The organism is Mycobacterium sp. OAS707, assembly GCF_014873705.1.
Taxonomy (GTDB): Bacteria; Actinomycetota; Actinomycetes; order Mycobacteriales; family Mycobacteriaceae; genus Mycobacterium.
This window is the reverse complement of record NZ_JADBDS010000001.1, coordinates 680365-706284: the sequence shown is the minus strand read 5'-3', so window position 1 is coordinate 706284 and position 25920 is coordinate 680365. Positions and strand designations below refer to the sequence as shown.

The 25920-nt window shown below is 66.7% G+C and carries 22 protein-coding genes; 16 read left to right on the top strand and 6 right to left on the bottom strand.

Annotation, left to right across the window (positions count from 1 at the left end):
* Nucleotides 1-2: 2 nt before the first annotated feature.
* Together nagB and GGC64_RS03450 are read right to left on the bottom strand one after the other, a co-directional pair.
* A complete protein-coding gene (gene nagB, locus GGC64_RS03455; RefSeq protein WP_192721040.1) occupies nt 3-782 on the bottom strand; it encodes a glucosamine-6-phosphate deaminase in 780 nt (259 codons plus the stop codon).
* A gap of 3 nt (nt 783-785) precedes the next feature.
* Nucleotides 786-1994: an ROK family protein gene (locus tag GGC64_RS03450; RefSeq protein ID WP_370581967.1), complete on the bottom strand. Its 1209-nt coding sequence runs from the start codon at nt 1992-1994 to the stop codon at nt 786-788.
* A gap of 108 nt (nt 1995-2102) precedes the next feature.
* Here GGC64_RS03450 and GGC64_RS03445 point away from each other — a divergent pair, with 108 nt between their 5' ends.
* Nucleotides 2103-3548: an APC family permease gene (locus GGC64_RS03445; RefSeq protein ID WP_370581966.1), complete on the top strand. Its 1446-nt coding sequence runs from the start codon at nt 2103-2105 to the stop codon at nt 3546-3548.
* On the opposite strand, the gene GGC64_RS03440 is transcribed toward GGC64_RS03445, so the two are convergent.
* Nucleotides 3521-4900, bottom strand: a complete 1380-nt coding sequence (locus GGC64_RS03440; protein WP_192721039.1) for an HNH endonuclease signature motif containing protein — start codon at nt 4898-4900, stop codon at nt 3521-3523. The genes GGC64_RS03445 and GGC64_RS03440 overlap by 28 nt on opposite strands.
* 155 nt (nt 4901-5055) lie before the next feature.
* Between GGC64_RS03440 and GGC64_RS03435 the strand changes: the two genes are divergently transcribed.
* Nucleotides 5056-5385: a metalloregulator ArsR/SmtB family transcription factor gene (locus GGC64_RS03435; protein WP_192721038.1), complete on the top strand. Its 330-nt coding sequence runs from the start codon at nt 5056-5058 to the stop codon at nt 5383-5385.
* A 10-nt stretch (nt 5386-5395) separates the two neighbouring features.
* On the top strand, nt 5396-6199 hold the full coding sequence (locus GGC64_RS03430; protein WP_192721037.1) for a GntR family transcriptional regulator: 804 nt from the start codon (nt 5396-5398) through the stop codon (nt 6197-6199).
* Here the strand turns inward: GGC64_RS03430 and GGC64_RS03425 are convergent.
* A complete protein-coding gene (locus GGC64_RS03425) occupies nt 6177-6890 on the bottom strand; it encodes an HAD family phosphatase (protein WP_192721036.1) in 714 nt (237 codons plus the stop codon). The two genes, GGC64_RS03430 and GGC64_RS03425, sit on opposite strands and share 23 nt — an antisense overlap.
* 46 nt (nt 6891-6936) lie before the next feature.
* Here GGC64_RS03425 and GGC64_RS03420 point away from each other — a divergent pair, with 46 nt between their 5' ends.
* From GGC64_RS03420 to GGC64_RS03410, 3 genes are all read left to right on the top strand, one after another.
* Nucleotides 6937-7857, top strand: a complete 921-nt coding sequence (locus GGC64_RS03420) for a choline/ethanolamine kinase family protein (RefSeq protein WP_192721035.1) — start codon at nt 6937-6939, stop codon at nt 7855-7857.
* Between the two features lie 8 nt (nt 7858-7865).
* A complete protein-coding gene (locus GGC64_RS03415) occupies nt 7866-10313 on the top strand; it encodes an FAD-dependent oxidoreductase (RefSeq protein WP_192721034.1) in 2448 nt (815 codons plus the stop codon).
* A gap of 68 nt (nt 10314-10381) precedes the next feature.
* The gene (locus GGC64_RS03410; protein WP_192721033.1) at nt 10382-11485 is read left to right on the top strand and encodes a HoxN/HupN/NixA family nickel/cobalt transporter; all 1104 of its coding nucleotides are present in this window, start codon (nt 10382-10384) and stop codon (nt 11483-11485) included.
* On the opposite strand, the gene mtr is transcribed toward GGC64_RS03410, so the two are convergent.
* Nucleotides 11482-12897: a mycothione reductase gene (gene mtr, locus GGC64_RS03405; RefSeq protein WP_192721032.1), complete on the bottom strand. Its 1416-nt coding sequence runs from the start codon at nt 12895-12897 to the stop codon at nt 11482-11484. The two genes, GGC64_RS03410 and mtr, sit on opposite strands and share 4 nt — an antisense overlap.
* Nucleotides 12898-12901: 4 nt before the next feature.
* The gene (locus GGC64_RS03400) at nt 12902-13924 is read right to left on the bottom strand and encodes an alpha/beta hydrolase (protein WP_192721031.1); all 1023 of its coding nucleotides are present in this window, start codon (nt 13922-13924) and stop codon (nt 12902-12904) included.
* 77 nt (nt 13925-14001) lie between these two features.
* On the opposite strand from GGC64_RS03400, the gene mqo reads away from it, so the two are divergent.
* The 10 genes from mqo (at nt 14002) to GGC64_RS03350 (ending at nt 25919) form a co-directional block, all read left to right on the top strand.
* Nucleotides 14002-15504, top strand: coding sequence for a malate dehydrogenase (quinone) (gene mqo / locus GGC64_RS03395; protein ID WP_192721030.1), 1503 nt, complete (start codon nt 14002-14004; stop codon nt 15502-15504).
* Nucleotides 15501-15962 (top strand): GNAT family N-acetyltransferase, encoded by a 462-nt coding sequence (locus GGC64_RS03390; RefSeq protein ID WP_192721029.1) that lies wholly within the window; start codon nt 15501-15503, stop codon nt 15960-15962. The genes mqo and GGC64_RS03390 overlap by 4 nt, the downstream gene beginning before the upstream one ends.
* On the top strand, nt 15959-17791 hold the full coding sequence (locus GGC64_RS03385) for a magnesium chelatase subunit D family protein (RefSeq protein ID WP_192721028.1): 1833 nt from the start codon (nt 15959-15961) through the stop codon (nt 17789-17791). Before GGC64_RS03390 ends, GGC64_RS03385 begins: the two co-directional genes overlap by 4 nt.
* A 12-nt stretch (nt 17792-17803) precedes the next feature.
* Nucleotides 17804-18418: a cob(I)yrinic acid a,c-diamide adenosyltransferase gene (gene cobO / locus GGC64_RS03380; protein WP_192721027.1), complete on the top strand. Its 615-nt coding sequence runs from the start codon at nt 17804-17806 to the stop codon at nt 18416-18418.
* 82 nt (nt 18419-18500) lie between these two features.
* Complete coding sequence (locus GGC64_RS03375; protein WP_192721026.1) at nt 18501-19859, top strand: cobyrinate a,c-diamide synthase; 1359 nt, start codon at nt 18501-18503, stop codon at nt 19857-19859.
* Complete coding sequence (cobA, locus tag GGC64_RS03370; protein ID WP_192721025.1) at nt 19856-21052, top strand: uroporphyrinogen-III C-methyltransferase; 1197 nt, start codon at nt 19856-19858, stop codon at nt 21050-21052. The genes GGC64_RS03375 and cobA overlap by 4 nt, the downstream gene beginning before the upstream one ends.
* Nucleotides 21053-21085: 33 nt before the next feature.
* Nucleotides 21086-22666 (top strand): MFS transporter, encoded by a 1581-nt coding sequence (locus tag GGC64_RS03365; protein WP_192721024.1) that lies wholly within the window; start codon nt 21086-21088, stop codon nt 22664-22666.
* 35 nt (nt 22667-22701) lie between these two features.
* Complete coding sequence (locus tag GGC64_RS03360; RefSeq protein WP_192721023.1) at nt 22702-24195, top strand: MFS transporter; 1494 nt, start codon at nt 22702-22704, stop codon at nt 24193-24195.
* Nucleotides 24196-24208: 13 nt separating this feature from the next.
* Nucleotides 24209-24880, top strand: a complete 672-nt coding sequence (locus GGC64_RS03355; protein WP_192721022.1) for a VOC family protein — start codon at nt 24209-24211, stop codon at nt 24878-24880.
* Between the two features lies 1 nt (nt 24881).
* The gene (locus tag GGC64_RS03350) at nt 24882-25919 is read left to right on the top strand and encodes an ABC transporter permease (protein ID WP_192721021.1); all 1038 of its coding nucleotides are present in this window, start codon (nt 24882-24884) and stop codon (nt 25917-25919) included.
* The last annotated feature ends 1 nt before the right edge of the window (nt 25920 follow it).

Below are 25920 nucleotides of genomic sequence, written 5' to 3'. Positions count from 1 at the left end.
GCTCAGTACTTCTGTTGGAGCGGTTTGTGTTTCAGCGCATACCGGTAGAAGTCGGCGTTCTTGAGCTGACCGGCGGCGGCCTCGTCGACCACTACCGTGACGTGTCGGTGTAGCTGCAGCACAGACGCCGGGCAACTCGCGGTCAACGGGCCTTCCACGGCGGCCGCGATGGCCTCAGCCTTGTGGCCGCCGGTCGCGATCAGCACAAGATGGCGCGCGTCGCAGATGGTTCCGAGACCTTGAGTGATGACATGCCGTGGCACCTCGTCGATGCCGGTGAAGAATCGGGCGTTGTCGCGCCGTGTCTGCTCGGTCAAGGTCTTGACCCGGGTGCGCGAGCGCAACGACGATCCCGGTTCGTTGAATCCGATGTGGCCGTTGCCGCCGATGCCGAGCAGTTGAACGTCGATCGGGCCGAAGTCGCGAATCAGCGCATCGTATTCCTCTGCGGCGGCGAAGATGTCGTCGGCGACGCCGTTGGGGCTGTGCACCCGCTCGGAATCCATGTCGACGTGGTCGGTGAACTCGGTGCGGATGACATGTGCGTAGGACTGCGGGTGGCTGGGCGGCAAGCCGACGTACTCGTCGAGCAGAAACGCCTGTGCGTCGGCGAAACTGAGGCCCTCCTCGCGATGCCTGCGGATCAGCTCGCGGTAGACCGACAATGGCGATGAGCCGGTGGCCAGCCCCAGCGTGGCAGCACCCGAGGTGATCGCGTCGGCGATGATGTCGGCTGCAGTTGCGCCGCACTGCGTTTCGTGATTAGTGATGACGACTTCCATTGGCTATTCCCCACTCGCGGTTCTGCGCACCCGGCGGTCGAAGACCAGGTCCCACGCGGTGTTCTTCGCCGACGCGATCGCGCCGACGAGGACGGCATCCGCGCCGAGATGGCCTCCGACGATGTCCGGGACGACAGGGATCTTCTGGGCCAACTCGCGGCGCATCGGCTCGGCCAGCAGGTCGGCGTTGCGGCCGATGCCGCCTGTCAGCACGACAAGGCCGGGGTCGAGGACCGCGGTGACGATCGAAACCACATGGGCGAGTTTGGCGGCTTCCTCCGCGACGACCTGCATGGCCAGCTGATCGCCTTTGCGAGCCAGGTCGAAGACCGCCTTCGCGGAGCGCACCTGCTTCAAGCCGGCCTCGTTGGCGGCCGAAACCACCGCCTCTGCCGCGGCCGCGGTCTCCACCGGTCCCGGTCGGTGTTGCGCCACCCCCGCGGGCACCCTGTCGAACGGTAGATCCGCGATCTCGCCTGCGGCGCCGTGCGCGCCGCGGAAGAGTTTTCCGTTGAGCAGCAGGCCCATTCCGATGCCGGTGCCGACCGTCAGGCACGCGACGACATCGACGCCCTGCGCGGCGCCGCGCGCGTGCTCGCCGACCACGCAGAGATTCGCGTCGTTCTCCACGATGACTTCGGAGCCCGCCGCGCCGAGCGCGTCGACCAACTGGCCGAGGAGTCCGCGGCGTTCCCAACCGGGCAGATTTGGCGACCTGTGCACGGTTCCGGCACTGACGTCGGGAATGCCCGGTGTGCCAACCACAGTGACGACGATGCCGTCGGGCTTCAGCCCGGCGTCGGCGATTGCACGCTCGACGGATTCGCATGCGGTGCGCTGCAACATGGCGCCAGAGCGGCTCTGGTTCGGCTGATCAACCCTGGCGACGACCGTGCCGTCGAGGTCGGCGACCGCGACCCGGATCACGCGACGCCCGATGTCGACACCCACGATATGTCCGGCGTCAGGGGCGGTTTGGTAGATGACCGCGGCGCGCCCGGGACCCGAGGTGCTTCGTCCGATCGCGCGCACCAGGCCATGCTGCTCCAGATCCAGCAGCGCCTGACCGACTGTTGGTTTCGATAGGCCGGTGTCGTTGGCGATCTGAGGACGGGTTGCTTCGCCATGCACCCGGAGTCGCTCCAGCACCAGTCGCTGGTTCAGTGCCCGCATGCTCGCCGGCGTGCCCGCCTGCGGCGCGGCTTGACCCACCACCGTGACCGTCTCCGTTCCAGTCGCAGGGAATTTACAAACCAACTCTTCCAGACCCGCCGATAGTATGTTAAGAAACTTTCCTAACAAAGTGTTTAGGAGGATCTCGTGAGTTCCCCATCCCTCGACTCCGTGTCGGTGTCCGGTCAGCCGGCGCTCGAACGCAAGATCGGGCCGTTGCAGGCCACGGCCATCAACATGACGCAGATGTGCGGCATCGGTCCGTTCGTCACGATCCCAGCGATGGTCGCGACCATCGGCGGGCCGGAGGCGATGTTCGGTTGGATCATCGGGGCCATCGTGGCGCTGGCCGACGGCCTCATCTGGGCCGAACTCGGTGCCGCCATGCCCGGTGCCGGCGGTACCTACATCTACCTGCGCGAGGCATTTCAGTACCGGACCGGACGGTTGGCGCCGTTCCTATTCGTCTGGAGCGCAGTCCTTTTCATTCCGCTGATCATGTCGACGGGCATCATCGGGCTGGTCCAGTACCTGGGCTACCTGATACCCGGCGTGACTGATGCGTCCGGGAACACCGCGCTGGGCAAGATCATCGGAGTCGGCATCACGCTGCTGATCATGGTGGCGCTGTTCCGCAAGATCGGGCAGATCGGCAAGCTCACGACGGCACTGTTCGTTGTCATGCTGATCGCGGTGCTCAGCACCATCGTCGCGGCGTTCAGCCACTTCAGCGGAGCGCAGGCGTTCGCGTTCACGCCGGGCGCGTTCGGCAGCCATGGCACGTTCTGGGCAGGACTGGGCGCCGGCTTGATCATTGCGATCTACGACTACCTCGGCTACAACACGACGGCCTACCTGGGCGCCGAGATCCGCGATCCCGGCCGCAACATCCCACGGTCCATCGTCTTCTCGATCCTCGGCATCATGAGCCTGTACTTCCTGCTGCAGATCGGTGTACTCGGTTCAGTGCCGCTGGACGAGTTGAAGAGCGCCACGTCGGTCGCGTCCACGGTGCTGGAACAGGCGTGGGGATCCGGTGTCGCGCAAGCGATCACCGCGCTGATCGTGATCGCGGCCATCGGTTCGGTTTTCGCCGGATTGCTCGGCGGTTCGCGCGTCCCGTTCGAAGCCGCCCGCGACAAGGTATTCCTGCCGGTGTTCGGCAAGCTTCATCCCAAGCTGAACCTGCCCACCGCGGGTGTGCTCACGATGGGCGCGATCACGATGATCGGTTCGCTGTTCACGCTGACCACCATCATCAACGCTGCCGTTGCAACGCTGGTGCTCATCCAATCGTTGGCTCAGGTCGCCGCGATCGTCGTACTGCGGGTTCGCCAGCCGAATCTTGTTCGCCCATACCGGCAATGGCTGTATCCGGTGCCGACGATCATCGCGTTTGCGGGGTGGTTCTACATCTACGTCTCCGCCACCTGGCTGTCGATCGGGCTGTCGCTGGGCTGGATCGTGGTGGGCGCCATCGCATTTCTCATCTACGCCAAGGCCGAAGACACCTGGCCGTTCGGGCCCAAGGAGATCAAGGAAGCCTTCCTCGACGCGCCAAACGCTCAGAAGGGTGGTGGGTCGGCGTCGTAGCGGGCGCGGTTGAGGCCACGTTCGTAGTCGATGCGGTATTGGCGGTCTTGGGTTCGGGTGCGTCGTCGTTTGGGCATCGCCAGGTCGCGGTTCGGGCTCGGTGGTGGACTATTCGGCAGACTCAGCGGTTCGGTGGGTGTGGCGAGTTGGGGGAAGAAACGCGCCCCGGCCGGTGCGGTGGTGTAGGTGCGCCCGCGTGGTGAGGTCCATTCGATGCTGCCGTCTGGTCGTTGGCGGTCGCTCCATCCGCAGAACGTTTTGAGTAGGTGATGGATGCGGCATTTGAGCCCGGTGTTGGACGGATGAGTGGGCCCGTGCGGATACGGGACGCTGTGGTCGATATCGCAGCCCACCGCCCGTTGATCACACCCAGGGAAGCTGCACGTCAGATCACGGGACTGGACGAACCGCGTCAACCCCGCTGAGGGCCGGTAGTTGGGTTCGGCGGCCAAGTCTTTCGGGGTGGGGACCGGGCGCAGTGCGGCACTGTTGGCCAACTCGGTGACCGTGGCCGCCGGGACCGCGCCGTAGCCGGGCAGATACCCCGGCTTGCTACTGGTGCCGTCGACGGTGGCGGCCTCGGCGATCACATTGATCACCACCGGGCTCGAGGGCACCTCGGCGGTGGCGGGGCAGTTCGGGGACCCGCACAGGCACGCCATGCTGGTGGCCCGCGCCGACAGCGGGCTCAGTGCGTCGGTGCGGCGCTGAGCGGTGGTGCGTGGATCATCCGGGCACACCGTGGCCGCCAACGCATCCAACGCGGTGTCGAAGACCGCGGCGTCGGGGCCGCGGACCTGGCCATAGATTTCGGCGGTCCCGTTGGCGCCGGGGCGCACCGCGATGTGGCGATCAGCGTCGGCCTGTTTGGCGACCCGGATCGCCTCGGGGTCGGCGGCGATGACCATCCAGTCGACCAACTCGGCGACCCTCTCGCGCGAGAGCTTGTTCCACGAGGGCGCCTTGACCGCCAACTGCGCATCAACGCTCGCCAACGCGGCCTCGTCAATGATCAAATCGGTGCGGTAAATCGCGGCCGCGATCACCCGCAAATCCACCGCCCCTGCCGCGAACACCTCGGCCAGTTTGGGCAGGCGTTCGATCAGGCTCTGCCCGTCGCTCATCTGCGACGACGCGCGCTTGCGGCTGATGCCCAACTGCGCGCTGATCTCCGCGGCGATCTGCTCCCAGCCATCCACCGCCCAGAAATTGTGCTCGTCGGTCTGCTCAGCGATCCGGCGCACCGTGTACGCGCCGATGGCCAACAACCGCTGAGCCGACGCGGCCCGCTCGACCTGCTGGGCATCACCCATCAGATCAAGCAACTCGCCATCACCACACTCTTCGAACACATGTTTGATTCTCCGGGAGCCGCGGACAATGCGCCGTCAGTCGGGCTTGAAACCGCCCAACCTGTGGATGAATTCACGTCTGGGGATAACTACGCGCCCTTTCCCAAAAGTGTCGGACCCGTCAGGTAATGGGGGCAAGGGATTAGCCTTGACGGGTGGCGCAACCCGGTGACCAAAAGACGGTGCGACGGGCGTCGTCGGCGCTCGCCGATGTCGACACCGCCGGCTGGGCGCAGCGCTTCGACCTGCTGTCGGACCCCAACCGCCTGGAGATACTGCTGGTCCTGCACCGCACGCCGGGAATCTGCGTCGGCGACCTGGCGGCGGCCCTTGGCCGATCGGAGAACGCGGTGTCCCAGGCATTGCGGGTACTGAGGCAACAGGGCTGGGTCTCCTCGACCCGCGTGGGTCGGCTCGTCAGCTATCGGCTCGAAGACGAGATCGTGCACGACCTGCTGCACCGGATCGGCGCCAGGCACGGCTGAAAGCTGCGATATGCGCGTGTTGACGATGGACGATCCGCTGCTGGCGGAGCGGCCCGACCTGGCGGGGGCAGCCGAACTGCCCGCCCACTCCCGCATCGGCAGTTGGCTCGAGCAGCTGATCGTGTCCCGCACATTGACGCCCGGCGACAAGCTGCCGTCCGAGGTGGAGATCGCCAACGCGCTTGGCGTCAGCCGAATGACCCTTCGCCAGGCGCTCAGCGCCATCGAAGCCAAGGGCCTGATCGACCGCAGACGCGGCCGCTTCGGCGGCAACTTCGTGGCCGCGCCGCGATTCGAGTTCGACCACGCGAGTCTGCCCGGCTTCACCGAGCAGATGCGCCGAATCCGTGTCGAAGCGGGCGCGCGGGTCTTGCGCGCCACGACCCGCAGGCCCGAGGCCGATGTACGACAGGCCCTTGGGCTCAACCGCAAAGCACAGGTGCATGAGGTGCTGCGCGCGCGACTGGCCAACGGTGAGCCGATCGTGTTGGAGGAGGCCTACCTGCCCGCGGCGGTGTTCCCGGGGCTGTTGTCCGCCGATCTCACCGGCTCGCTGTACGCGGTGATGCGCGAGTACAACGCGTCCCCGTTCGCCGCTGATGAGGAACTCGAGGCGACGCAGGCCACCGACGAGCAGGCCGAAATCCTCGGTGTCGCAACGGGAAGTCCGCTGCTGTTGATCACCCGTACGTCGTTCACCGAGGACGGAGTCGCAGTCGAGTTCTCCCGCGACTACCACCGATCCGACCGTGCGCGAATCCGGATCAAATCGCGGGTGGAGTCGCAGTCGGCTATCCGCGACGCCAGCGGCTGAGCGGCGCCGCGACGAGGTCGACCGACAGTTGGGGCACAATCGCCGGCGCCACGGCGCGCAGTTCGGGGGACGGCTCGTCGGCACAGACCGCGATGCAGTGCATGCCCGCGGCCAGCGCGGCCTGCACACCGGGAACCGAATCCTCGAAGACGAGCACGTCGCTGGGGTCGCAGTCCAGTTTGGCCGCTGCGCTGAGAAAGCCCTCCGGGTGCGGCTTGCCGTCGTTGACGTCCTCCTCGGCGATCAGGAAGCCGACCAACTCGCCGGTGGGGCTGCCGTTCAGGACCGCAAGCACGTCGTCGCGCTGGGCTCCTGTCACGATGCCGACGGGAATCTGGTTGTCCGCCAACAACTTCACCAGCTGTGCAGCGGCCGGGCCGATCGGATTGTGGTCGGCGACCCGTTGCTGGTAGATGCCTTGTCGTAACCGCAGCAGTTCGGCGACTTCTTCTTCGGTGCCGCCGCCGTGGTGCGTCACGGCATGCTCGATGATCTCGCGGTCGCTGCGGCCCAACAGGTCGGTGCGGTAGTCCCGGGCGGTCATCGCCCAGCCGAGATGGACACGGAACAGGTCGCTGAAGATGTCGAACAGGATGTGCTCGTCGTCCGACAGCGTGCCGTTGAAGTCGAAGACGACGGCGGGGCGTTGGCTGCGTAACCACTCTTCGATCACATCGGTCGCTGACGACATGATCAATAGTCTAGACCTTTAACCAGGCGAGGGTTACAGTGAACCGATGCCGTTTCCGTCGACCGACGCCCAGCTCGATGCGGCGCTGGAGCATATTCCGGCCCTGGCGGGACGGCCGCGGCAACTGGAGGAACTGTCGGGCGGCCTGACGAACCGCAATGTCAAAATCACCACGCCGGACGCGATCTATGTCGCGCGGTGCACCGGCGCCGCGACGAATCTCCTGGCCATCGACCGCGACGCGGAATACCACAACTCTGTGGCAGCCGAACGCGCCGGTGTCGGCGCGCCGGTGATCGACTATCGCCCCGATCTCGGCATCCTGCTGCTGGGCTATCTGCCCGGAAAGACGCTGTGCAACGCCGACTTTCAGCGCCCCGGGGTAATCGCCAAGGTGGCCGCGGGCTGTCGGGCGCTACATGCCGGGCCGAGATTCCGCGGCCGGTTCGACATGTTCGAACGCCAGCCCCGATATCTGAAAACCGTGTTGGACAACGGGTTCAAGCTGCCGTCCGACTACCTCCATTACGCCGACACCTTCGGTCGGATCCGCACTGCGCTGAGTGCCGATCAGACGACAGTGCCGTGCAACAACGACCTGCTGGCAGAGAACTTCATCGAAGACGGCGACCGCGTCTGGATCATCGACTACGAATACTCCGGCAACAACGATCCGTGTTTCGAGCTCGGCAACATCTGGAGCGAATGCGGCCTGTCCACCGAGCAGCTCGACGAACTCGTCACCGCCTACTACGGCCGCGCGCTGAGACACAAGACCGCGAGGGCGCACTTGCAGGGCATTGTCGCCAAATACGGCTGGACGTTGTGGGGCTGCATCCAAAGCGCATCCAGTGCACTCGAATTCGACTTCTGGAGCTGGGCGATGCAGCGCTACGAAGCCGCCGTCGCAGAGTTCAACGGCCCGCACTTCGACCGCCTTCTAGCCGACGTTCACGCAGGAGACTAAGGTCCACCATGGCCACCACATCACTTCCCGACCGGGCCCACGTCGTGATCGTCGGCGGCGGCGTCATCGGCACCAGCGTCGCCTATCACCTGACCAAGCTCGGCATCGCCGACGTGGTGCTGCTCGAACAGGGCCAATTGTCCTGCGGCACAACGTGGCACGCCGCCGGCCTGGTCGGCCAGCTGCGGGCCTCCGAAAGCGCTACCCGCCTGGTGCAGTACTCGACGCAACTCTATGCCGAACTCGAGGCCGAGACCGGACTGTCCGCAGGCTACAAACAATGCGGGGGAGTGACGGTCGCGCGGACCGAGGACCGGATGATCCAGCTGCGTCGCACCGCAGCCAACGCCGCCGCGTTCGACATGGAGTGCGAGCTGCTCACCGGTGAGCAGGCGCTCGAGCACTACCCCGTGATGCGCGTCGACGATCTCGTCGGCGCGATCTGGTTGCCCGGCGACGGCAAGGCCAACCCCACCGACCTCACCTTCGCGCTGGCCAAAGGCGCCAGGATGCGAGGCGCCCGCATCATCGAAAAGATCAGGGTGACAGACGTTCTCACCCGCGATGGCCGGGCCGTCGGGGTGCGCACGGACCAGGGCGACATCGAGGCCGAGATCGTCGTCAACTGCGCAGGCCAATGGGCCAAACAGGTCGGCGCGATGGCAGGTGTCAACGTGCCGTTGCACTCGGCCGAACACTTCTATGTGGTCAGCGAACGCATCGACGGTGTGCATCCGGACCTGCCGATCCTTCGCGATCCCGACGGCTACACATACTTCAAGGAGGAGGTCGGCGGTCTCGTCATCGGTGGCTTCGAGCCAGAAGCCAAACCGTGGGTGGCGCCCGACGCGATTCCGTATCCGTTCGAATTCCAACTCCTTGACGAAGATTGGGACCACTTCGAGATCCTGATGAACAACGCGCTGCTGCGCATCCCCGCACTCGAGGCGACCGGCATCAAGAAGTTCTACAACGGGCCGGAGAGCTTCACCCCCGACAACCAGTTCATCCTCGGCGAAGCCCCCGAAGTCGCCAACTTCTTCGTTGGCGCCGGCTTCAATTCGGTCGGCATCGCCACCGCTGGCGGCGCCGGGCGTGCGCTCGCCGAGTGGATCGTCAACGGGGCTGCGACCAGCGACATGACGGGCGTCGACATCCGCCGGTTCGCACCGTTCAACGGCAACAACCGGTGGCTGCGCGACCGGGTGGCCGAGGTGCTCGGCATCCATTACGAAATCCCTTGGCCCAACCGGGAAATGACGACCGCGCGACCGTTCCGCCGCTCGCCGGTGCACCATCTGCTGGACGCGGCGGGGGCCAACTTCGGCAGCAAGATGGGCTGGGAGCGCGCGAATTTCTTCGCGCCAGAGGGTGTCGCACCCACGATCGAGTACACCTGGGGCAAGCCGAACTGGCTGGGGTGGTCGGCAGCCGAGCAGACCAACACGCGCACCAATGTCACCGTGTTCGACCAAACCTCGTTCTCCAAATATCTCGTCGTCGGTCGAGACGCCGAGGCGTCGCTGCAGTGGTTGTGCACCGCCGACGTCGGCGTCGACATCGGCACGTCGGTCTACACCGGAATGCTCAACGAGCGCGGCACGTACGAGTCCGACGTCACGGTCACCCGCACAGGGCGCGAGGAGTTCCTGATCGTCAGCAGCGCGGCTACCACGGAACGCGACAAGGACCATATCCGCAAGAACCTGCCCGACGGCGCCGGCGCATCACTCGTCGACGTGACGTCGGCGTACGCGGTATTCGGCGTGATGGGACCGAAGTCACGCGACCTGTTGGCCACGCTGACAACCGCCGACCTGTCCGACGAAGCGTTCCCATTCGCCACGAGCCAACAGATCTCGCTGGGCCACGCCACCGTGCGCGCCACCCGCATCACCTATGTCGGTGAATTAGGTTGGGAGCTCTACGTTCCCACCGAGTTCGCGGTAGGCGTCTACGAGGATCTCATAGCGGCGGGTGCGAGTCGCGGAGGCTATTACGCGATCGACTCGCTTCGGCTGGAGAAGGGCTACCGTGCCTTCGGCAGGGAGCTGACTCCGAGCGAGAACCCCGTCGAGGCCGGTCTGCTGTTCGCGTGCAAGCTCAAGACCGACATCGCGTTCCTCGGGCGCGAAGCCGTCGAGAAGGCCAAGGCAGAGGGGCCGCGCAAGAAACTCGTCGGGTTCAAGGTCGATTCGCCGGAGGCGATGCTGTGGGGTGGTGAGCTGATCATGCGCGACGGTGCGGTCGCAGGTCAGGTGACCTCGGCGGCGTGGGGGGAGACCACGGGTGCATGCGTCGGGCTCGCCTACGTGCGCGCGTCGGACGGCTCCGTCATCAACGCCGAATGGGTCAACGCGGGCAGCTACCAGGTGAACGTCGGCGGGCAGTGGTACCCGATTGCGGTATCGCTGAAGTCGCTTTACGATCCGGGCAACGCGCGAATCCGCCGATAAGGCGTGCCCATCCACATGAACATCTGTTCATCTAGACAGGTGACGTGGCGCGGGCATAGGGTCGACCCATGACCGTCGTCGATCAGCCGGAAGCGACCGTTTCGAGGAGATTCGACCGCACCGACTGGACGACGATCGCCGCGATGGGCGGCGTGATCGTGGCGCTGCACCTCTTCGGCTGGGGAGTGCTTGTGCTCGGGGTGGCACCGCAGCACATCACGCTCGGCTCGGCGGGCGTGTTCGGTGTCGGTCTCGGTGTGACCGCCTACCTCCTCGGGGTGCGGCACGCGTTCGACGCCGACCACATCGCCGTGATCGACAACACCACCCGCAAGCTGGTCGGCGAGCGCACCCGCTCGCTGTCCGCCGGATTCTGGTTCTCGCTCGGCCATTCCAGTGTGGTGTTCGGGCTGGCGTTCCTGCTGGCCATCGGCGTGCGTGCGATCGTCGGGCCCGTGCAGGACCAGGGTTCGCCGATGCTTGAGACGCTGGGATTGGTGGGTTCGCTTGTCGCAGGCACCTTCCTGATCCTGATCGGGCTGTCGAACCTGTTCGCCGCGGTCGGCATCGCCAGGGTCTTTCGCCGGATGCGCAGCGGCGACTTCGATGAGGCCGAACTCGAGCGGCAACTCGAGAACCGCGGTTTCCTCGCGCGACTGTTCAGCCGCGTCATGCGCCGGGTGAGCAAGCCGTGGCACCTCTACCCGGTCGGGCTGCTGATGGGGCTCGGCTTCGACACCGCCACCCAGGTCGCTCTGCTGGTGCTGGCGGCGGGAACAGCAGCGTTCACGCTGCCCTGGTACGCCATCCTGGTGCTGCCCGTGCTGTTCGCCGCGGGGATGAGCCTGTTCGACGCGCTCGACGGCATCCTGATGTCACGTGCCTACGGATGGGCGTTCCTACAGCCGATCCGCAAGGTGTACTACAACCTGACCGTGACGGTGCTGTCGGTGGTCGTCGCCATGGTCATCGGGGTCATCGTGCTGTCGGGACTCGTGGCCGATCGTCTCGGCATCGAGTCTGGCCCGCTGGCCGCGATCGGATCGGCGAACCTGGAGTTCGTCGGCTTCCTGATCGTCGGGCTGTTCATCGCGGCCTGGTTGATCGCGCTGGCGGTCTGGCGCTTCGGGCATGTCGAGAGGCGCTGGGCCCCAACGCTCGACGCCCCCTAGTGCCGCTTCGACGGCGGCCACGGCGGCTCGCCGCACAGCGCTAGTAGTGCGTTCTCGACCACTTCGGGCAGCGCGGGATGAATCCAGTACTGGCCGCGCGCCATCTCCTGCGCGGGCAGATCGAAGGACATCGCCTGGATCAGCGGCTGAATCAACGACGACGCCTGGTGACCCATGATGTGTGCACCGAGAATCAGCCCGCTGTCGTCGTCGACGATGAGCTTCGCTATGCCGGTGGTGTCTTCCATCGCCCAGCCGTAGGCGACGTCGGCGAAGTCCTGGACCTTGACTCTGATGTTGAAACCCTCTGCCCGGGCCTGGTTTTCGGTCAGGCCGACGCTGGCGATCTGCGGGTCGGTGAACACCGCGGACGGCACGTGCCGGTGACTGGACGGCATCAATGCTTCGGTGTCGTCCCAGTCCTGCAGCAGGTTGTGCTTGACGACGCGGGCTTCGTGGTTGGCGACGTGTTTGAGCTGATAGTCCGATGACACGTCGCCGAGCGCGAAAACGCCACGCGCCGAGGTGCGTTGGTATTGGTCGACGACGACCTGGCCGCTGGCGGTGACCTTGATGCCTGCCTGCTCAGCGTCAAGTAGGTCGCCGTTGGGCACTCGGCCCGTCGCGACCAACAAGGTGTCGCCACGGAGCTTCGTTCCGTCCGTGCACCGGATTTCGACTCCGTCGCCGACGGCACGCGCATCGGCCAATTCGTGGTGGCTGCGGACTTCCCACTTCTTGCTGGCGATGTCGGTGAACCGCATGGTGATCTCGTCGTCGTGGCCGCGCAGCAGCGTGCTACCCCGGATCAACAGGGTGACTCGGCTGCCGAGCGACGAAAAGATATGGGCGAACTCGCATGCCACGAACCCGCCGCCGATGATGATCAAGTGCTCGGGTACGTCGGCGATGCGCATGATGGTGTCGCTGGTGTGATACGGCACGCCGCATTCGGTCACGGCCTCGGGTGCGACTGCGCGGGAACCGGCCGCGATCACCACCTGGTCGGCGGTGAACTCGTCGCCCTCATCGGTGCGCAGTCGGTACCGGCCGTCGGCAAGGGGCGGCCGAAATCGCGTATGGCTGGCGAACACCTCCACGTTCGGAGAGGACCGCCGATAGTTCTCACCACCCATGGCGATCGGATCGATGCGGCCGAACACCCGGGAGACGATGTCGCTCCACCGCACGTCGTCGACGTGGGCGTCGACCCCGTATTGCGCTGACTCACGTGCATTTTGGGCGACATCGGCGGCGTAGACGAACATCTTGGTCGGGATGCAGCCGACGTTGAGACAGGTGCCACCGAACACGCCCTGCTCGCAGATCGCCACCCGCCTGTCGGCGTAGCGCTCGTCGAGAATCGAGTTGCCGGAGCCGGTACCGATGACCGCGATGTCGAAATGGCTCATGTGCTCACCCTCGCTCGGATTGACTTGTCGCATCTGAGGTTTCGGCCAGATACCAGTCCAGCCACTGGTCCACGGCCCGATACGCCGCCTGCCGCGGCTGGGGCAGTGACAGGAACACGTCGTGCTTGGCGTCGACGATCGGCACGATCGTCGAGCGATTGCCGATGCAGCCCGCCCACCGGGCGATCTGCTTGACGTCGAGCACCGCGTCACCGCGCTGGATCAACTCAACCTTGGCGGGGTCGGTCACCTCACGGACACTGCGGTCGGAGCGCAGGATCAGGTTGGGCACCCCGACGTCGAGCCCGCGGTGCAGCTTGGTCTGCGCACGGCGAACCGCGTGCAGCCAACCGAACGTCACGGGGAAGCCGCCGATCGGCTTCCAGGTGAGGTTGTAGTCGAACTCGCCGCCGTATTCCTTGTGCAGCGTCGCGCCGTATCCGCCCTCTGTGGGCGAGCGCAGCACCCGCTTCTTGCTGATGCGCGACATCGCGCCGATCGCCGCCCGTGTCGGGGCGGCGCGCAGAATCGCCGGGCCCTGCAGATCCAGCCACGGGCTGTTGAGCACAAGGCCCCTGATGCGCCGCCGTGCCGTCTCGCCGCGACGCCGCACCCGGTCCAGCCACAGCGCCACGATCAGCGCTCCGGTGGAATGCGCGCAGACCAGAACGTCGGCTGACGGCGCATCAGCGGCGATGGCGTCCAGCGCCCGCTCGAGCTCGGCGTCATAGCGGGTCAGATCGGTGGTGAAGTGCGGCGTCTGGCCCTCGCGCCAGGAGCGCCCACATTTGTGCTGATCGAGGGCGTAGACGGCGAAGCCGCGGCCCGCGAAATGGTCGGCCTGTTCGGTGTTGAAGAAGTAGTCGGTGAAGCCGTGCACCAGCAGCACCGCGCGGTTGGCTGACGGCTCGGCTTCGCCGCGGCGCACCAGCGTGGCGGCCAACTCGCCCTCGCCGTCGGGGTCCGGGCCGAGGTCGAAGGTCTGCTGCCAATAGCCAGGCAGCACGTCGGGCTCCCATCCAGGCACAACAGCCACCTTAATGGCGCACGTCGACCGACCCGGCCCCATGAGTAACCAACCCCGGCGGGATAGCCTGAACAGCGATGACCGACCCGAGGACCGCAGAGGCCGACGTCGTGTTGGTGGGCGCCGGCATCATGAGCGCCACACTCGGCGTCCTGCTGCGGCAGGTGGAACCGAACTGGTCGATCACGTTGGTCGAGCGTCTCGACGGCGCGGGCGCTGAAAGCAGCTACGCGTGGCACAACGCGGGAACCGGCCACGCAGGCCTCTGCGAACTGAACTACACGCCGCAGCGGCCCGACGGCTCGATCGAGACCAGCAAGGCGATTCAGGTCAACGAGCAGTTCCAGGTCACGCGGCAATTCTGGGCATACGCGGTCGACAACGGGCTGCTGCCCGACGTGCGAACGTTCCTGAACCCCATCCCGCACGTCAGCTTCGTGCGCGGTGCTGGGGCCGTGGGCTACCTGAAACGCCGCCACGACGCGCTGGTCGGCAATCCGTTGTTCGCATCGATGGAATTCATCGACGACACAGACGAATTCGCCAGGCGGCTGCCGCTGATGGCCGCGGGCCGTGACCTTCGCGAACCCGTCGCGCTTGCCTGGGCGCAAGACGGGACGGATGTCGACTTCGGGGCACTGTCGCGACAGTTGATCGGCCACGCGGCCAAACGCGGCATGACCACCCTGTTCGGTCACGAGGTCCGCGCTCTCAGCCGGCAATCCTGCGGCGGCTGGACGTTGTCCGTCATCAACCGACGAACGGGCAGCAAGCGAAAGCTCAACGCCAAGTTCGTGTTTGTCGGCGCCGGAGGCGGGACGGTGCCGCTGCTGCAGAAGGCGGGCGAGGCCAAGGGGTTCGGCGGGTTTCCGGTTGGCGGCGCGTTCCTGCGCGCGAACCGGCCCGATCTGGCCACCGCGCACCGGGCCAAGGTGTACGGCCAGCCGCCGCCGGGTGCGCCCCCGATGGCGGGTTCGCACCTGGACACCCGGGTGATCAACGGCAAGCCGTGGCTGGTGTTCGGTCCTTTCGGGAGTTGGTCGCCCAAATTCTTGAAACAGGGCCGCCTGACCGATCTGCCGTTCTCGGTGAATCCGAACAATGTGTCAGCGATCCTCAAGGTCGGTGCCACTCAGGCGGGTTTCGTGAGATATCTGATCGGCCAGCTACTGCAGTCCGATGCTGAAAGGATGCAGACGTTGCGCGAATTCGCGCCTGGCGCAGTCGATTCCGATTGGCACCTTGCCGCTGCGGGGCAGCGGGTGCAGGTGATCCGGCCCGTCAAGGGCAAAGGCGGGGTGTTGGACTTCGGCACGACGGTGCTGTCGTCGGCCGACGGCACCATCGCCGGTCTGTTGGGAGCCTCGCCGGGAGCCTCGACCGCGGTGCCTGCGATGCTCGACGTCATGGCACGCTGTTTCGCCGATCGCTACCCGGCATGGTTGCCCAAGCTGAAAGAGATGGTGCCTTCGCTTGGCACTGAACTGTCGAACGAACCGGCGTTGTTCGAGGAGGTCTGGTCGTGGGGGACGAAGGTGCTCAAGTTGGATAAACCCGTCATGACGGCGGCGGGCGAATGACTGTCGCGTTACGCCGCAGCTGGGCCAAGGATCTCGACGCCGCGACGCTGTACGAGCTGCTCAAGTTGCGGGTCGAGGTGTTCGTCGTCGAACAGGCGACCCCGTACCCGGAACTCGACGGCCGCGATCTGGATGCCGAAACCCGGCACTTCTGGCTGGAAGGCCCCGACGGCGAAGTCATCTCGACGCTGCGGTTGATGGAGGAACACCCCGGCGGGCAGAAGGGTTTCCGGATCGGCCGGGTCTGCACCAAACGCAGCGCCCGCGGACATGGCCACACCAACCGGCTGCTGCAGGCGGCGCTGGCCGAGGTCGGTGACTACCCCTGCCGCATCAATTCGCAGACCTACCTCGCCGAGATGTACGGCAGACATGGATTCGTGCGTGACGGCGACGAATTCCTCGACGACGGCATCCCGCACGTGCCGATGATCAAGGTCGGAGCCGGGCAGCCGTGACACCGAGCTATCCGTTCAGCGCGATCGTCGGCCACGACCGACTGCGGTTGGCCCTGCTGTTGTGCGCGGTGCGGCCCGAGATCGGCGGTGTGCTGATCCGCGGCGAGAAGGGCACGGCGAAATCGACGGCGGTGCGGGCGTTGGCGCATGTGCTGGCCGACATCGACGGTGCGTCGTTGGTCGAATTGCCGATCGGCGCAACCGAAGACCGGGTGGTCGGCTCGCTGGACCTGCAGAAGGTGCTGCGCGACGGCGAGCACGCGTTCCAGCCGGGCCTGTTGGCCCGCGCACACGGCGGCGTGCTGTACGTCGACGAGGTCAACCTGCTGCACGATCACTTGGTCGACGTGATCCTCGACGCCGCCGCGATGGGCCGCGTCCACGTCGAGCGTGATGGCGTTTCGCACAGCCACGAGGCGCGCTTCGTGTTGATCGGCACGATGAATCCCGAAGAGGGCGAACTGCGTCCGCAGCTACTCGATCGGTTCGGGCTCACCGTGGACGTGCACGCCTCGCGCGACGTCGAGGTGCGCGCCGACGTGATCAGGCAACGGATGGCGTTCGAGGCCGATCCCGCGGCGTTCGCCGAGCGCTACGCGGCCGCGGATGCCGAGCTGGCGCGCCGGGTTGCGTCCGCCCGATCGGTTGTTGGTGCGGTTGTGTTGCCGGACAACGAATTACGGCGCATCGCAGCGCTGTGCGCCGCTTTCGATGTCGACGGGATGCGCGCCGATCTGGTGGTCGCTCGCACCGCCGTCGCGCACGCGGCATGGCGAGGCGCGGACGTAGTGACCGAAGATGACATCCGAGTTGCCGCGGAACTCGCTCTGCCGCACCGGCGTCGGCGCGACCCATTCGACGATCCAGGGCTGGACCAGGACCAGCTGGACGAGGCGATGGCGCAGGCGGGTGAGTCTGCGGACGACCCGGAGCCCGAACCCGACCCCGATTCGCCGGGCGGTGGTTCGGAGACCGGCTCGGGTTCGGAAAATTCTATGCCGCAACGTAATTCAAGCGCGCAGCCGCGTCCGAATGCGGCGCCGTCTGCGGTGTTCCGGACGCGTGCGCTGGTGGTGCCCGGCGTCGGCGAGGGAGCGCCTGGCCGCCGGTCACGGGCGCGCAACCGCACGGGCAAGGCGATCTCGCCGACCGACGACCGCCAAGCGGGCCACGGTGTGCACGTGTTCGGCACGCTACTGGCCGCCGCGGGCCGACAGCGCCGCCCCGGCAGGCCTCGCCCGCAGCCCGATGACGTCCGCCGCGCGATCAGGGAAGGCCGCGAGGGCAACCTCGTCATTTTCGTCGTCGACGCCTCGGGATCGATGGCCGCGCGGGACCGGATGTCTGCCGTCGGTGGGGCGACGCTGTCGCTGTTGCGCGACGCCTATCAGCGCCGCGACAAGGTGGCCGTTATCACGTTCCGGCAGCAGGACGCCCAGGTGTTGTTGCCGCCCACGTCGTCGGTGCACATCGCGAGCAGGCGGCTGGCCCGGTTCGACACCGGCGGGAAAACCCCGTTGGCGCAGGGCTTGTTGGCCGCCCGCGATGTGGTGGTGCGGGAGAAGGCGCGCGACAGGGCGCGGCGCAGCCTCGTCGTCGTGCTGACCGATGGGCGCGCCACCGGCGGTCCGGATCCGCTGGGCCGGGCGCGGACAGCTGCCCGGCTGCTCGTGGCCGAAGGTGCGGCCGCGGTTGTCGTGGATTGTGAAACCTCGTACGTCCGTTTGGGTTTGGCTGAGCAACTGGCAGGCCATCTCGGCGCTCCTGCTGTGCGGTTGGCACAGCTACGCGCGGACGCTCTCACCGACGTCGTGCGCACGGCGGCATAAGGAGACGCGAAAATGCCTCAGGGCCAACCGCTCACCGTTCCAGAAGACGGCCTGACGACACGCGCCCGGCGCAACGCGCCGCTGCTGGCCGTGCACACCGGCGCAGGCAAGGGCAAGTCGACCGCGGCCTTCGGGATGGCGCTGCGGGCATGGAACCAGGGGTTCGCCGTCGCGGTGTTCCAGTTCGTCAAGAGCGCGAAGTGGAAGGTGGGCGAGGAAGCCGCATTTCGTGAACTGGGCCGGGTGCACGACGAGCACGGTCTCGGCGGGCCCGTCGAGTGGCACAAGATGGGGTCGGGCTGGTCGTGGTCGCGCAAGCACGGTAGTGAGGTCGACCATGCGGCGGCCGCCGCCGACGGCTGGGCCGAGATTTCGCGCAGGCTGGCCGAAGAGCGGCACGACTTCTATGTGCTCGACGAGTTCACCTATCCGCTGAAGTGGGGCTGGGTCGACGTCGACGAGGTGATCGCGACCCTGGCGTCGCGGCCCGGCACCCAGCATGTGGTGATCACCGGCCGCGATGCCCCCGAGCAGTTGCTTGACGCGGCCGATCTGGTGACGGAGATGACCAAGGTCAAGCATCCGATGGACGCAGGCCGCAAGGGCCAGAAGGGCATCGAGTGGTGACACTCGATCCGCGCGAGCGACCGCAAAATGACAACTTTTGCGGCGCGTCGGCGTACAAACACGGCCGCTCGCGGGGGTTGGGGTGAGCGTTCCCGGCGTCGTCATAGCCGCGCCGGCGTCTGGCAGCGGAAAGACCACCGTCGCAACGGGTTTGATGGGTGCGCTGCGGCAGGCCGGTAAACGAGTGGCGCCGTTCAAGGTCGGCCCCGACTTCATCGACCCGGGCTACCACGCACTCGCGTCGGCGCGCCCCGGCCGCAATCTCGACCCCGTGCTGGTGGGGGAGCAGCTGATCGGCCCGCTTTACCGGCATGGCGGCGGAGGTGCCGACATCGCCGTCGTCGAGGGTGTGATGGGCCTGTTCGACGGGCGCATCACCGACGACACCGCAGGAACCGCACAGGGATCCACGGCCCATGTCGCGGCGCTGCTCGGCGCGCCCGTCATCCTGGTCGTCGACGCCCGCGGCCAAAGCCACAGCATTGCCGCTCTGCTGCATGGCTTTTCGACGTTCGACCAATCGGTACGCCTCGCGGGAGTGATCCTCAACCGGGTCGGCTCACCCCGGCACGAAGAGGTGTTGCGGCAGGCATGCGAGCACGCCGGCGTGCCGGTGCTCGGGGCGATTCCGCGCGCCGACGAACTGTCCGTGCCGTCGCGGCACCTCGGCCTTGTCACCGCTGTCGAACACGGCGAACGCGCGCGCGCAGCCGTCGACGCGATGGTCGAACTGGTGGGCCGCCACGTCGACCTGGCAGCCGTCGCGGCAGCGGCGGCAAGCCGGGTCACCGTCGAGCCGTGGAGTCCCGCCGTCGCCGGGCCGGCCGCCCAAGGCATCACGGTCGCGCTTGCGGCAGGCAAGGCGTTCACCTTCGGCTACACCGAACACGGCGAACTGCTGCGCGCCGCGGGCGCCGAGGTGGTCGAATTCGACCCGTTGACCGACCCGCTGCCAGCGGGCACGGCAGCGTTGGTGCTGCCCGGTGGCTTCCCCGAGCAATTCGGCACCGAACTGTCAACCAACGATGTTGTGCGTCAACAGATCCATGAGCTGGCCGCGGCAGGCGCCCCGATACACGCCGAATGCGCGGGCCTGACGTATCTGGTCGACGAGCTCGACGGGTCTCCGATGTGCGGGGTGCTGTCCGGTTCGGCGCAGTTCAGCGACCGGCTCACGCTCGGTTACCGGGAGGCCGTCGCGGTGGCCGACAGCCCGCTGCACACCATCGGTGATCGCGCCATGGGACACGAATTCCACCGCACCACAGTCACATTCGCCCACAGTTACCAACCCGCGTGGATGTTCGCGGGTCGTGTGCAAGACGGCGCCGTCGACCGTGGCGTGCACGCGTCGTATCTGCACACCCACCCGGCTGCGCATCCACACGCGATATCCCGCTTCGTGGCCGCAGCGGCCGCAACCTCTAAGCTCGCCGGGTGACCGATAACGCCTACCTCGTCGGCCTTCGCCTGACCGGCAAGAAGGTCGTCGTCGTCGGCGGCGGCACCGTCGCGCAGCGTCGCCTGCCGCTGCTGATCGCCAACGGGGCCGACGTGCACGTCATCACGCGCAGCGCCACCCCGGCGGTCGAAGGAATGCCCGGAATCACCTTGACGCTCAGGGAGTTCCGCGCCGGTGACCTCGAGGGCGCCTGGTATGCGATCGCGGCCACCGACGACCCGGACGTCAACGCCGCGGTCGTCGCCGAAGCTGAGCGCCTGCACATCTTCTGCGTGCGCGCCGACGTGGCGCGCGAGGGCACCGCCGTCACCCCCGCCTCATTCGAGTACGAAGGGCTGTCGGTCGGCGTGCTCGCCGGCGGCGAACACCGCCGCTCGGCGGCCATCCGGTCCGCCATCCATGAGGCGTTGCAGCAGGGGCTGATCACGGCCGACACGCCGGGCGTCGTGCACGGCGGTGTCGCGCTGGTGGGTGGCGGACCTGGAGATCCGGAGCTGATCACCGTGCGCGGCAGGCGGTTGCTCGCGCACGCCGACGTCGTCGTGGCAGACCGGCTGGCGCCGCAGGAGCTGCTGGCCGAGCTACCGCCGCACGTCGAGGTGATCGACGCGGCCAAGATCCCGTATGGCCGCGCGATGGCCCAGGACGCGATCAACGAAGTGCTCATCGACCGGGCCAAGGCGGGCAAGTTCGTCGTCCGACTCAAGGGCGGCGATCCATTCGTATTCGCACGCGGCTACGAAGAGGTGATCGCGTGTGCGGATGCTGGGATTCCCGTCACAGTTGTGCCGGGTGTGACCAGTGCCATAGCAGTTCCTGCGCTCGCGGGCGTTCCCGTCACCCACCGGCACGTCACGCACGAGTTTGTGGTGGTCAGCGGGCATATAGCGCCCGACCATCCCGAATCGTTAGTGAATTGGAATGCGCTGGCCAAGCTTTCGGGCACGATCGTGTTGCTGATGGCCGTCGAGCGCATCGAGTTGTTCGCCAAGGCGTTGCTCGAAGGCGGCAGACCTGCGGATACGCCGGTGATCGTCGTTCAGCACGGCTCGACGACCGCCCAGCGAACTTTGCGTGCCACGCTTTCTGACGCCCCGGAGCGCATTCGAGAGGAGGGCATCAGGCCTCCCGCGATCATCGTGATCGGCCCTGTGGCGGCATTCGGCGGTTAAAGGATTCTTAAGATTACTGTAAGGTAACCTGCTATGACCGCTCTCAATGACGCAGAGCGCGCTGCCATCCAGCGCGACGCCGAAGGTAGGGCTAACAGGTCTTTTCCTATGCATATGGAACACACACCACTGGAGCAAACAGGCAGGTATCCGGCTTGGCTGCCGTCGCGGCGGTTCGTGGCCGCGGTCATCGCGATCGGCGGGATGCAGTTGCTCGCCACGATGGACAGCACCGTCGCTATCGTCGCGCTTCCTAAGATTCAGAACGAGCTGAGCCTGTCGGACGCGGGCCGTAGCTGGGTGATCACGGCCTATGTGCTGACCTTCGGCGGGCTGATGCTGCTGGGCGGTCGCCTCGGCGACACGATCGGCCGCAAGCGCACCTTCATCGCAGGCGTCGCACTGTTCACCATCGCCTCGATCCTGTGCGGCCTGGCGTGGAACGAGACCACGCTGGTCACCGCCCGGCTGCTGCAGGGTGTCGGCGCGGCGATCGCGTCACCGACCGCGCTGGCGCTGATCGCGACCACGTTCCCGAAGGGGCCGGCACGCAACGCGGCAACCGCGATCTTCGCCGCGATGACCGGCGTCGGCTCGGTGATGGGCCTGATCGTCGGTGGCGCGCTGACCGAGGTGTCCTGGCGGTGGGCGTTTTTGATCAACATCCCGATCGGGCTGCTGATGATCCAGCTGGCCCGCACGACGCTGCGGGAGACGCACCGCGAGCGGCTGAAGCTGGACGCGACGGGCGCGATCCTGGCGACGCTGGCCTGCACCTTCGGAGTGTTCGGCTTTTCGATGGGTCCCGAGCACGGCTGGCTCAAGCCCCTGACGATCGGCTCGGGCGTGGCCGCGCTGGGCTTCTTCATCGCATTCCTGATCGTCGAGCGCACTGCGGACAACCCCGTCGTGCCGTTCGAGTTGTTCAAGGACCGCAACCGGGTGGCGACCTTCGCGGCCGTCTTCCTGGCAGGCGGCGTGATGTTCACGCTGACCGTGCTGATCGGCCTGTACGTGCAGGACATCATGGGCTACAGCGCTTTACGCGCAGGCGTCGGCTTCATCCCGTTCGTGATCGCGCTCGGCATCGGCCTCGGGCTGTCGTCGCATCTGGTGTCGCTGTTCCCGCCGCGCGTGCTTGTCATCGCCGGTGGGATTCTCGTGCTGGGCGCGATGATCTACGGCTCGACGCTCAACGGCGGCATCCCATACTTCCCGAACCTGGTGCTGCCGATCACCATCGGCGGCTTCGGCATCGGCATGATCGTCGTCCCGCTGACGGTGTCGGCCATCGCCGGGGTCGGCTTCGACCAGATCGGCCCGGTATCCGCGATCGCGCTGATGCTGCAGAACCTCGGCGGGCCGGTCGTGCTGGCCGTCATCCAGGCCGTCATCACGTCGCGCACGCTGTATCTGGGCGGCACCACCGGGCCTGTGAAGAACATGGACACCTCTCAGCTGCACGCGCTCGACCAGGGCTACACCTACGGCCTGCTGTGGGTCGCGGCGGTCGCGGTCATCGTCGGCGCCGTTGCGCTGTTCATCGGCTACACCTCCGAGCAGGTGGCGCATGCGCAGGAAGTCAAGGACGCGATCGATTCCGGAGAGCTTTAGCTCCATCGATTTGACTCTCGGTAGTCTGGCAAGACATGTCTGCCGGGGAGTCAACTGAGCGCTCCACCGCACCGCTGTCTTCCTCGGTGCTCGGCATCGCGATCATCGCGATCACCGGCATGCAGCTCATGTCGACGCTCGACGGCACCATCGTCATCGTCGCGCTGCCCCGGATGCAGGCCGACCTCGACCTTTCCGACGTCACCAAGGCCTGGATCATCACCGCCTACGTGCTGACGTTCGGGGGGCTGCTGCTCCTGGGTGGCCGCGTTGGTGACGCGATCGGGCACAAGCGGGCCTTTTTGTCCGGTGTCGGTGTGTTCACGATCGCCTCGTTGGTGTGCGGTCTGGCCAACGACGGCATCACGCTGATCGTCGCCAGGGCGGTGCAGGGCACCGGCGCAGCAGTGGCAGCGCCGACGGGTCTGGCGCTGATCGCCACGACGTACGCGGTCGGGCAGGCGCGTAACCAGGCGATGGCCGTGTCGGCCGCAATGCAGGGCATCGGGTCGGTCCTGGGTCTGGTGCTCGGCGGCCTGCTGACCGTCATCTCGTGGCGGCTGGCGTTCTTGATCAACGTGCCGATCGGCATCGTCATCATCGTCATCGCCGTGTACCGCATCAGCGAAACCCACCACGAGCGCCTCAAACTCGACATCACCGGTGCGCTGCTGGCCACCCTCGGGTGCGCATCCGCGGTCCTGGTCTTCACCCAGGGACCGCCGCGCGCCTGGGTCGACCCGTGGGTGATCGGCGCAGCGATCGCGACCGTCGTGTTCTTCGCCGCGTTCTTCGTCGTCGAGCGCACCGCCGAGCACCCGATCGTGCCGTTCTCGGTGTTCGACAACCGCAATCGCGTGATGACGTTCATCTCGCTGTTCCTTGCGGGCGGCGTGATGCTGACGGCGACGGTGATCATCGGCCTGTATGTGCAGGACGTGATGGGGTATTCGGCGCTGCGGGCAGGCATCTGCTTCATCCCGTTCGCGCTCGCGATGGGAACGGGAAACGTGATCGCCGCCCGCATAGCGCTGTACGTCGCCCCGCGCTGGCTGATCATCGGGTTCGGCGCGTTGGTATTCGGCGCCATGCTCTACGGGTCCACCCTGAATCGGCACATCCCGTACTTCCCCGACCTCGTGGTCCCACTTGTGGTGGGGGGCTTGGGAATTGGGGTCCTTTCCGTCGTTCTGCCGCTCTGCGCGATCGCCGAGGCAGGCCCGAACGAGATCGGTCCGGTCTCGGCGATCACGTTGATGGTGCAGAACCTCGGCGGCCCGGTGGTGCTGGTGGTGATCCAGGCGGTGCTGACCTCTCGCACGCTGTTCTTGGGTGGCACAACCGGACCGGTCAAGGACATGACGTCGAGCCAACTCGACGCGCTGGACCATGGCTACACCTACTCGCTGCTGTGGGTCGCGGGCATCGCGGTTCTGGTCGGCATCGCCGCCTTCTGGATCGGCTACTCCGCGCGCCAGATCGCCAGCGCGCAGCACACCCGCGAAGCCGTCGAGGCGGGCGAGCTCTAGATACGCTGTCGCGGTGCATGACGACGCGCGACCGACGCGACAGCAGATCTCCGACGCCGTCGATCCCTCAGGCTGGGCTCTGATCCTCGGCGCGATCTATGCGGAGGTACCGGTGGCCACGCTGGCCGACGCTGTTGCGGTGGCCTCACTTGCGGTTGCGTCGGTCGGCGCCGACGGTCAAGGCCATCTGACGGTCGACATCCGCGCGGACCGGGCGGTGCTGCGACTGCAGTCAGCCGAGGTCGCCGCGGTCACCGGGCGCGACGTCAGGTTGGCGCGCGACGTCTCGCAGACGCTGACAGCGCAGGGATTTGAACTGCGGCCCGGTGCCGTGCAGGCGCTCGAAATCGCGATCGACGCCATCGACATCCCGCTGGTGCGGCCGTTCTGGAAAGCGATCACCGGCTACGCCGACGAACCGGGCTCCGAGCTCAACGCCGCGCTGATCGATCCCGCGGGCCGCGCGCCCGCGATCTGGTTTCAGCAGATGGATGCGCCTCGGCCTCAACGCAATCGGATTCACATCGACGTCGACGTGCCGCACGGCGTGGCCAAGGCGCGGATCGACGCGGCGATCGCGGCGGGCGGCCGTCTGCTGTCCGACGCCGAGGCGCCCGCGTTTTGGGTGCTGGCCGATCCGGAGGGCAACGAGGCGTGCATCTGCACATGGCAGGGACGGGACTGAAGTGACCACACCGAAACACGAGGCGCCGGAACCGCCGGACACCCTGCGCGACCGGTTCCGCGACGCGATCGCACCGCGCACGCTGGCACTCGGTGTCGGCGTGTTGTTGCTGCAGTTCGCGTTCATCCTGTCCTACATCGGCGCCTTCCATTCGCCGTCGCCGCATCGGATTCCGGTGATCGTGGTCGCGCAGGACGGCGTGGCCGAGCAAGTCGTTGAGCAACTCAACGCGATACCGGGACAGCCGCTACAGGCCAGCGCGTCCGACGACACCAGGGTCGCGCTGCAGGCGCTGCGCGCAGGCGAGACCTCAGGGGTGTACGTGGTCAGTGCCGCGGACACCCATGACTTCGGCATCGTCGCTTCCGGCGGAGGAACGTCGGTGGCGACCGCGGTCGAGGATCTGTTCGACGCCGCCGCCAAACAGCACGACAGGACGGTGTCGATCCAGGACGCGGTGCCGCTGGATCCCGGCGATGCCCGCGGGCTGTCCGGCTTCTACCTCGTCATCGGCTGGGCCGTTGGCGGCTATCTGTTCGCGGCCATGCTCGGCGTCGCGAAGGGTTCGCGGCCTGCCACGCTGCCGCGGGCGGTATGGCGGCTCGGCGCGACGGTGCCGTACGCGCTGGCGTCCGGTCTGGGTGGCGCGGTGATCGCAGAGCCGGTGCTCGGCGCGCTCAGCGGTCATTTCTGGTCCGTCGCGGGAATCGGCGTGCTGGTCACACTTTCGGCAGCGACGGTGACGATCGCGCTGCAGACGTTGTTCGGCGTCATCGGCATCGGGCTGACAGTGGTGATCTTCGTGATCCTCGGCAACCCCACGGCAGGCGGCGCTTACCAGGCGCCGCTGTTGCCGCCGTTCTGGCGGGCGATCAGCGGCTTTCTGCCCAACGGCGCGGGCACCGAAGCGGTCCGGCGCATCATCTACTTCGAGGCGCACGGCGTGGCGCACCCGATCATCGTGCTGACGGTGTGGATCGTCATCGGCGTGGCGCTCACGCTGGCAGCCTCGGCAACCAGGAAGCGGGCACGTCAGTAAG

Bases quoted from the DNA above. Each gene is read 5' to 3' on its own strand.
- cobO (WP_192721027.1), top strand. From the start codon at position 17,804: ATGCCTCAGGGCCAACCGCTCACCGTTCCAGAAGACGGCCTGACGACA.
- mtr (WP_192721032.1), bottom strand. From the start codon at position 12,897: ATGAGCCATTTCGACATCGCGGTCATCGGTACCGGCTCCGGCAACTCG.
- GGC64_RS03415 (WP_192721034.1), top strand. From the start codon at position 7,866: ATGGCCACCACATCACTTCCCGACCGGGCCCACGTCGTGATCGTCGGC.
- GGC64_RS03420 (WP_192721035.1), top strand. From the start codon at position 6,937: ATGCCGTTTCCGTCGACCGACGCCCAGCTCGATGCGGCGCTGGAGCAT.
- GGC64_RS03360 (WP_192721023.1), top strand. From the start codon at position 22,702: ATGTCTGCCGGGGAGTCAACTGAGCGCTCCACCGCACCGCTGTCTTCC.
- mqo (WP_192721030.1), top strand. From the start codon at position 14,002: ATGACCGACCCGAGGACCGCAGAGGCCGACGTCGTGTTGGTGGGCGCC.
- GGC64_RS03365 (WP_192721024.1), top strand. From the start codon at position 21,086: ATGACCGCTCTCAATGACGCAGAGCGCGCTGCCATCCAGCGCGACGCC.
- GGC64_RS03430 (WP_192721037.1), top strand. From the start codon at position 5,396: ATGCGCGTGTTGACGATGGACGATCCGCTGCTGGCGGAGCGGCCCGAC.
- nagB (WP_192721040.1), bottom strand. From the start codon at position 782: ATGGAAGTCGTCATCACTAATCACGAAACGCAGTGCGGCGCAACTGCA.
- GGC64_RS03425 (WP_192721036.1), bottom strand. From the start codon at position 6,890: ATGTCGTCAGCGACCGATGTGATCGAAGAGTGGTTACGCAGCCAACGC.
- GGC64_RS03410 (WP_192721033.1), top strand. From the start codon at position 10,382: ATGACCGTCGTCGATCAGCCGGAAGCGACCGTTTCGAGGAGATTCGAC.
- GGC64_RS03390 (WP_192721029.1), top strand. From the start codon at position 15,501: ATGACTGTCGCGTTACGCCGCAGCTGGGCCAAGGATCTCGACGCCGCG.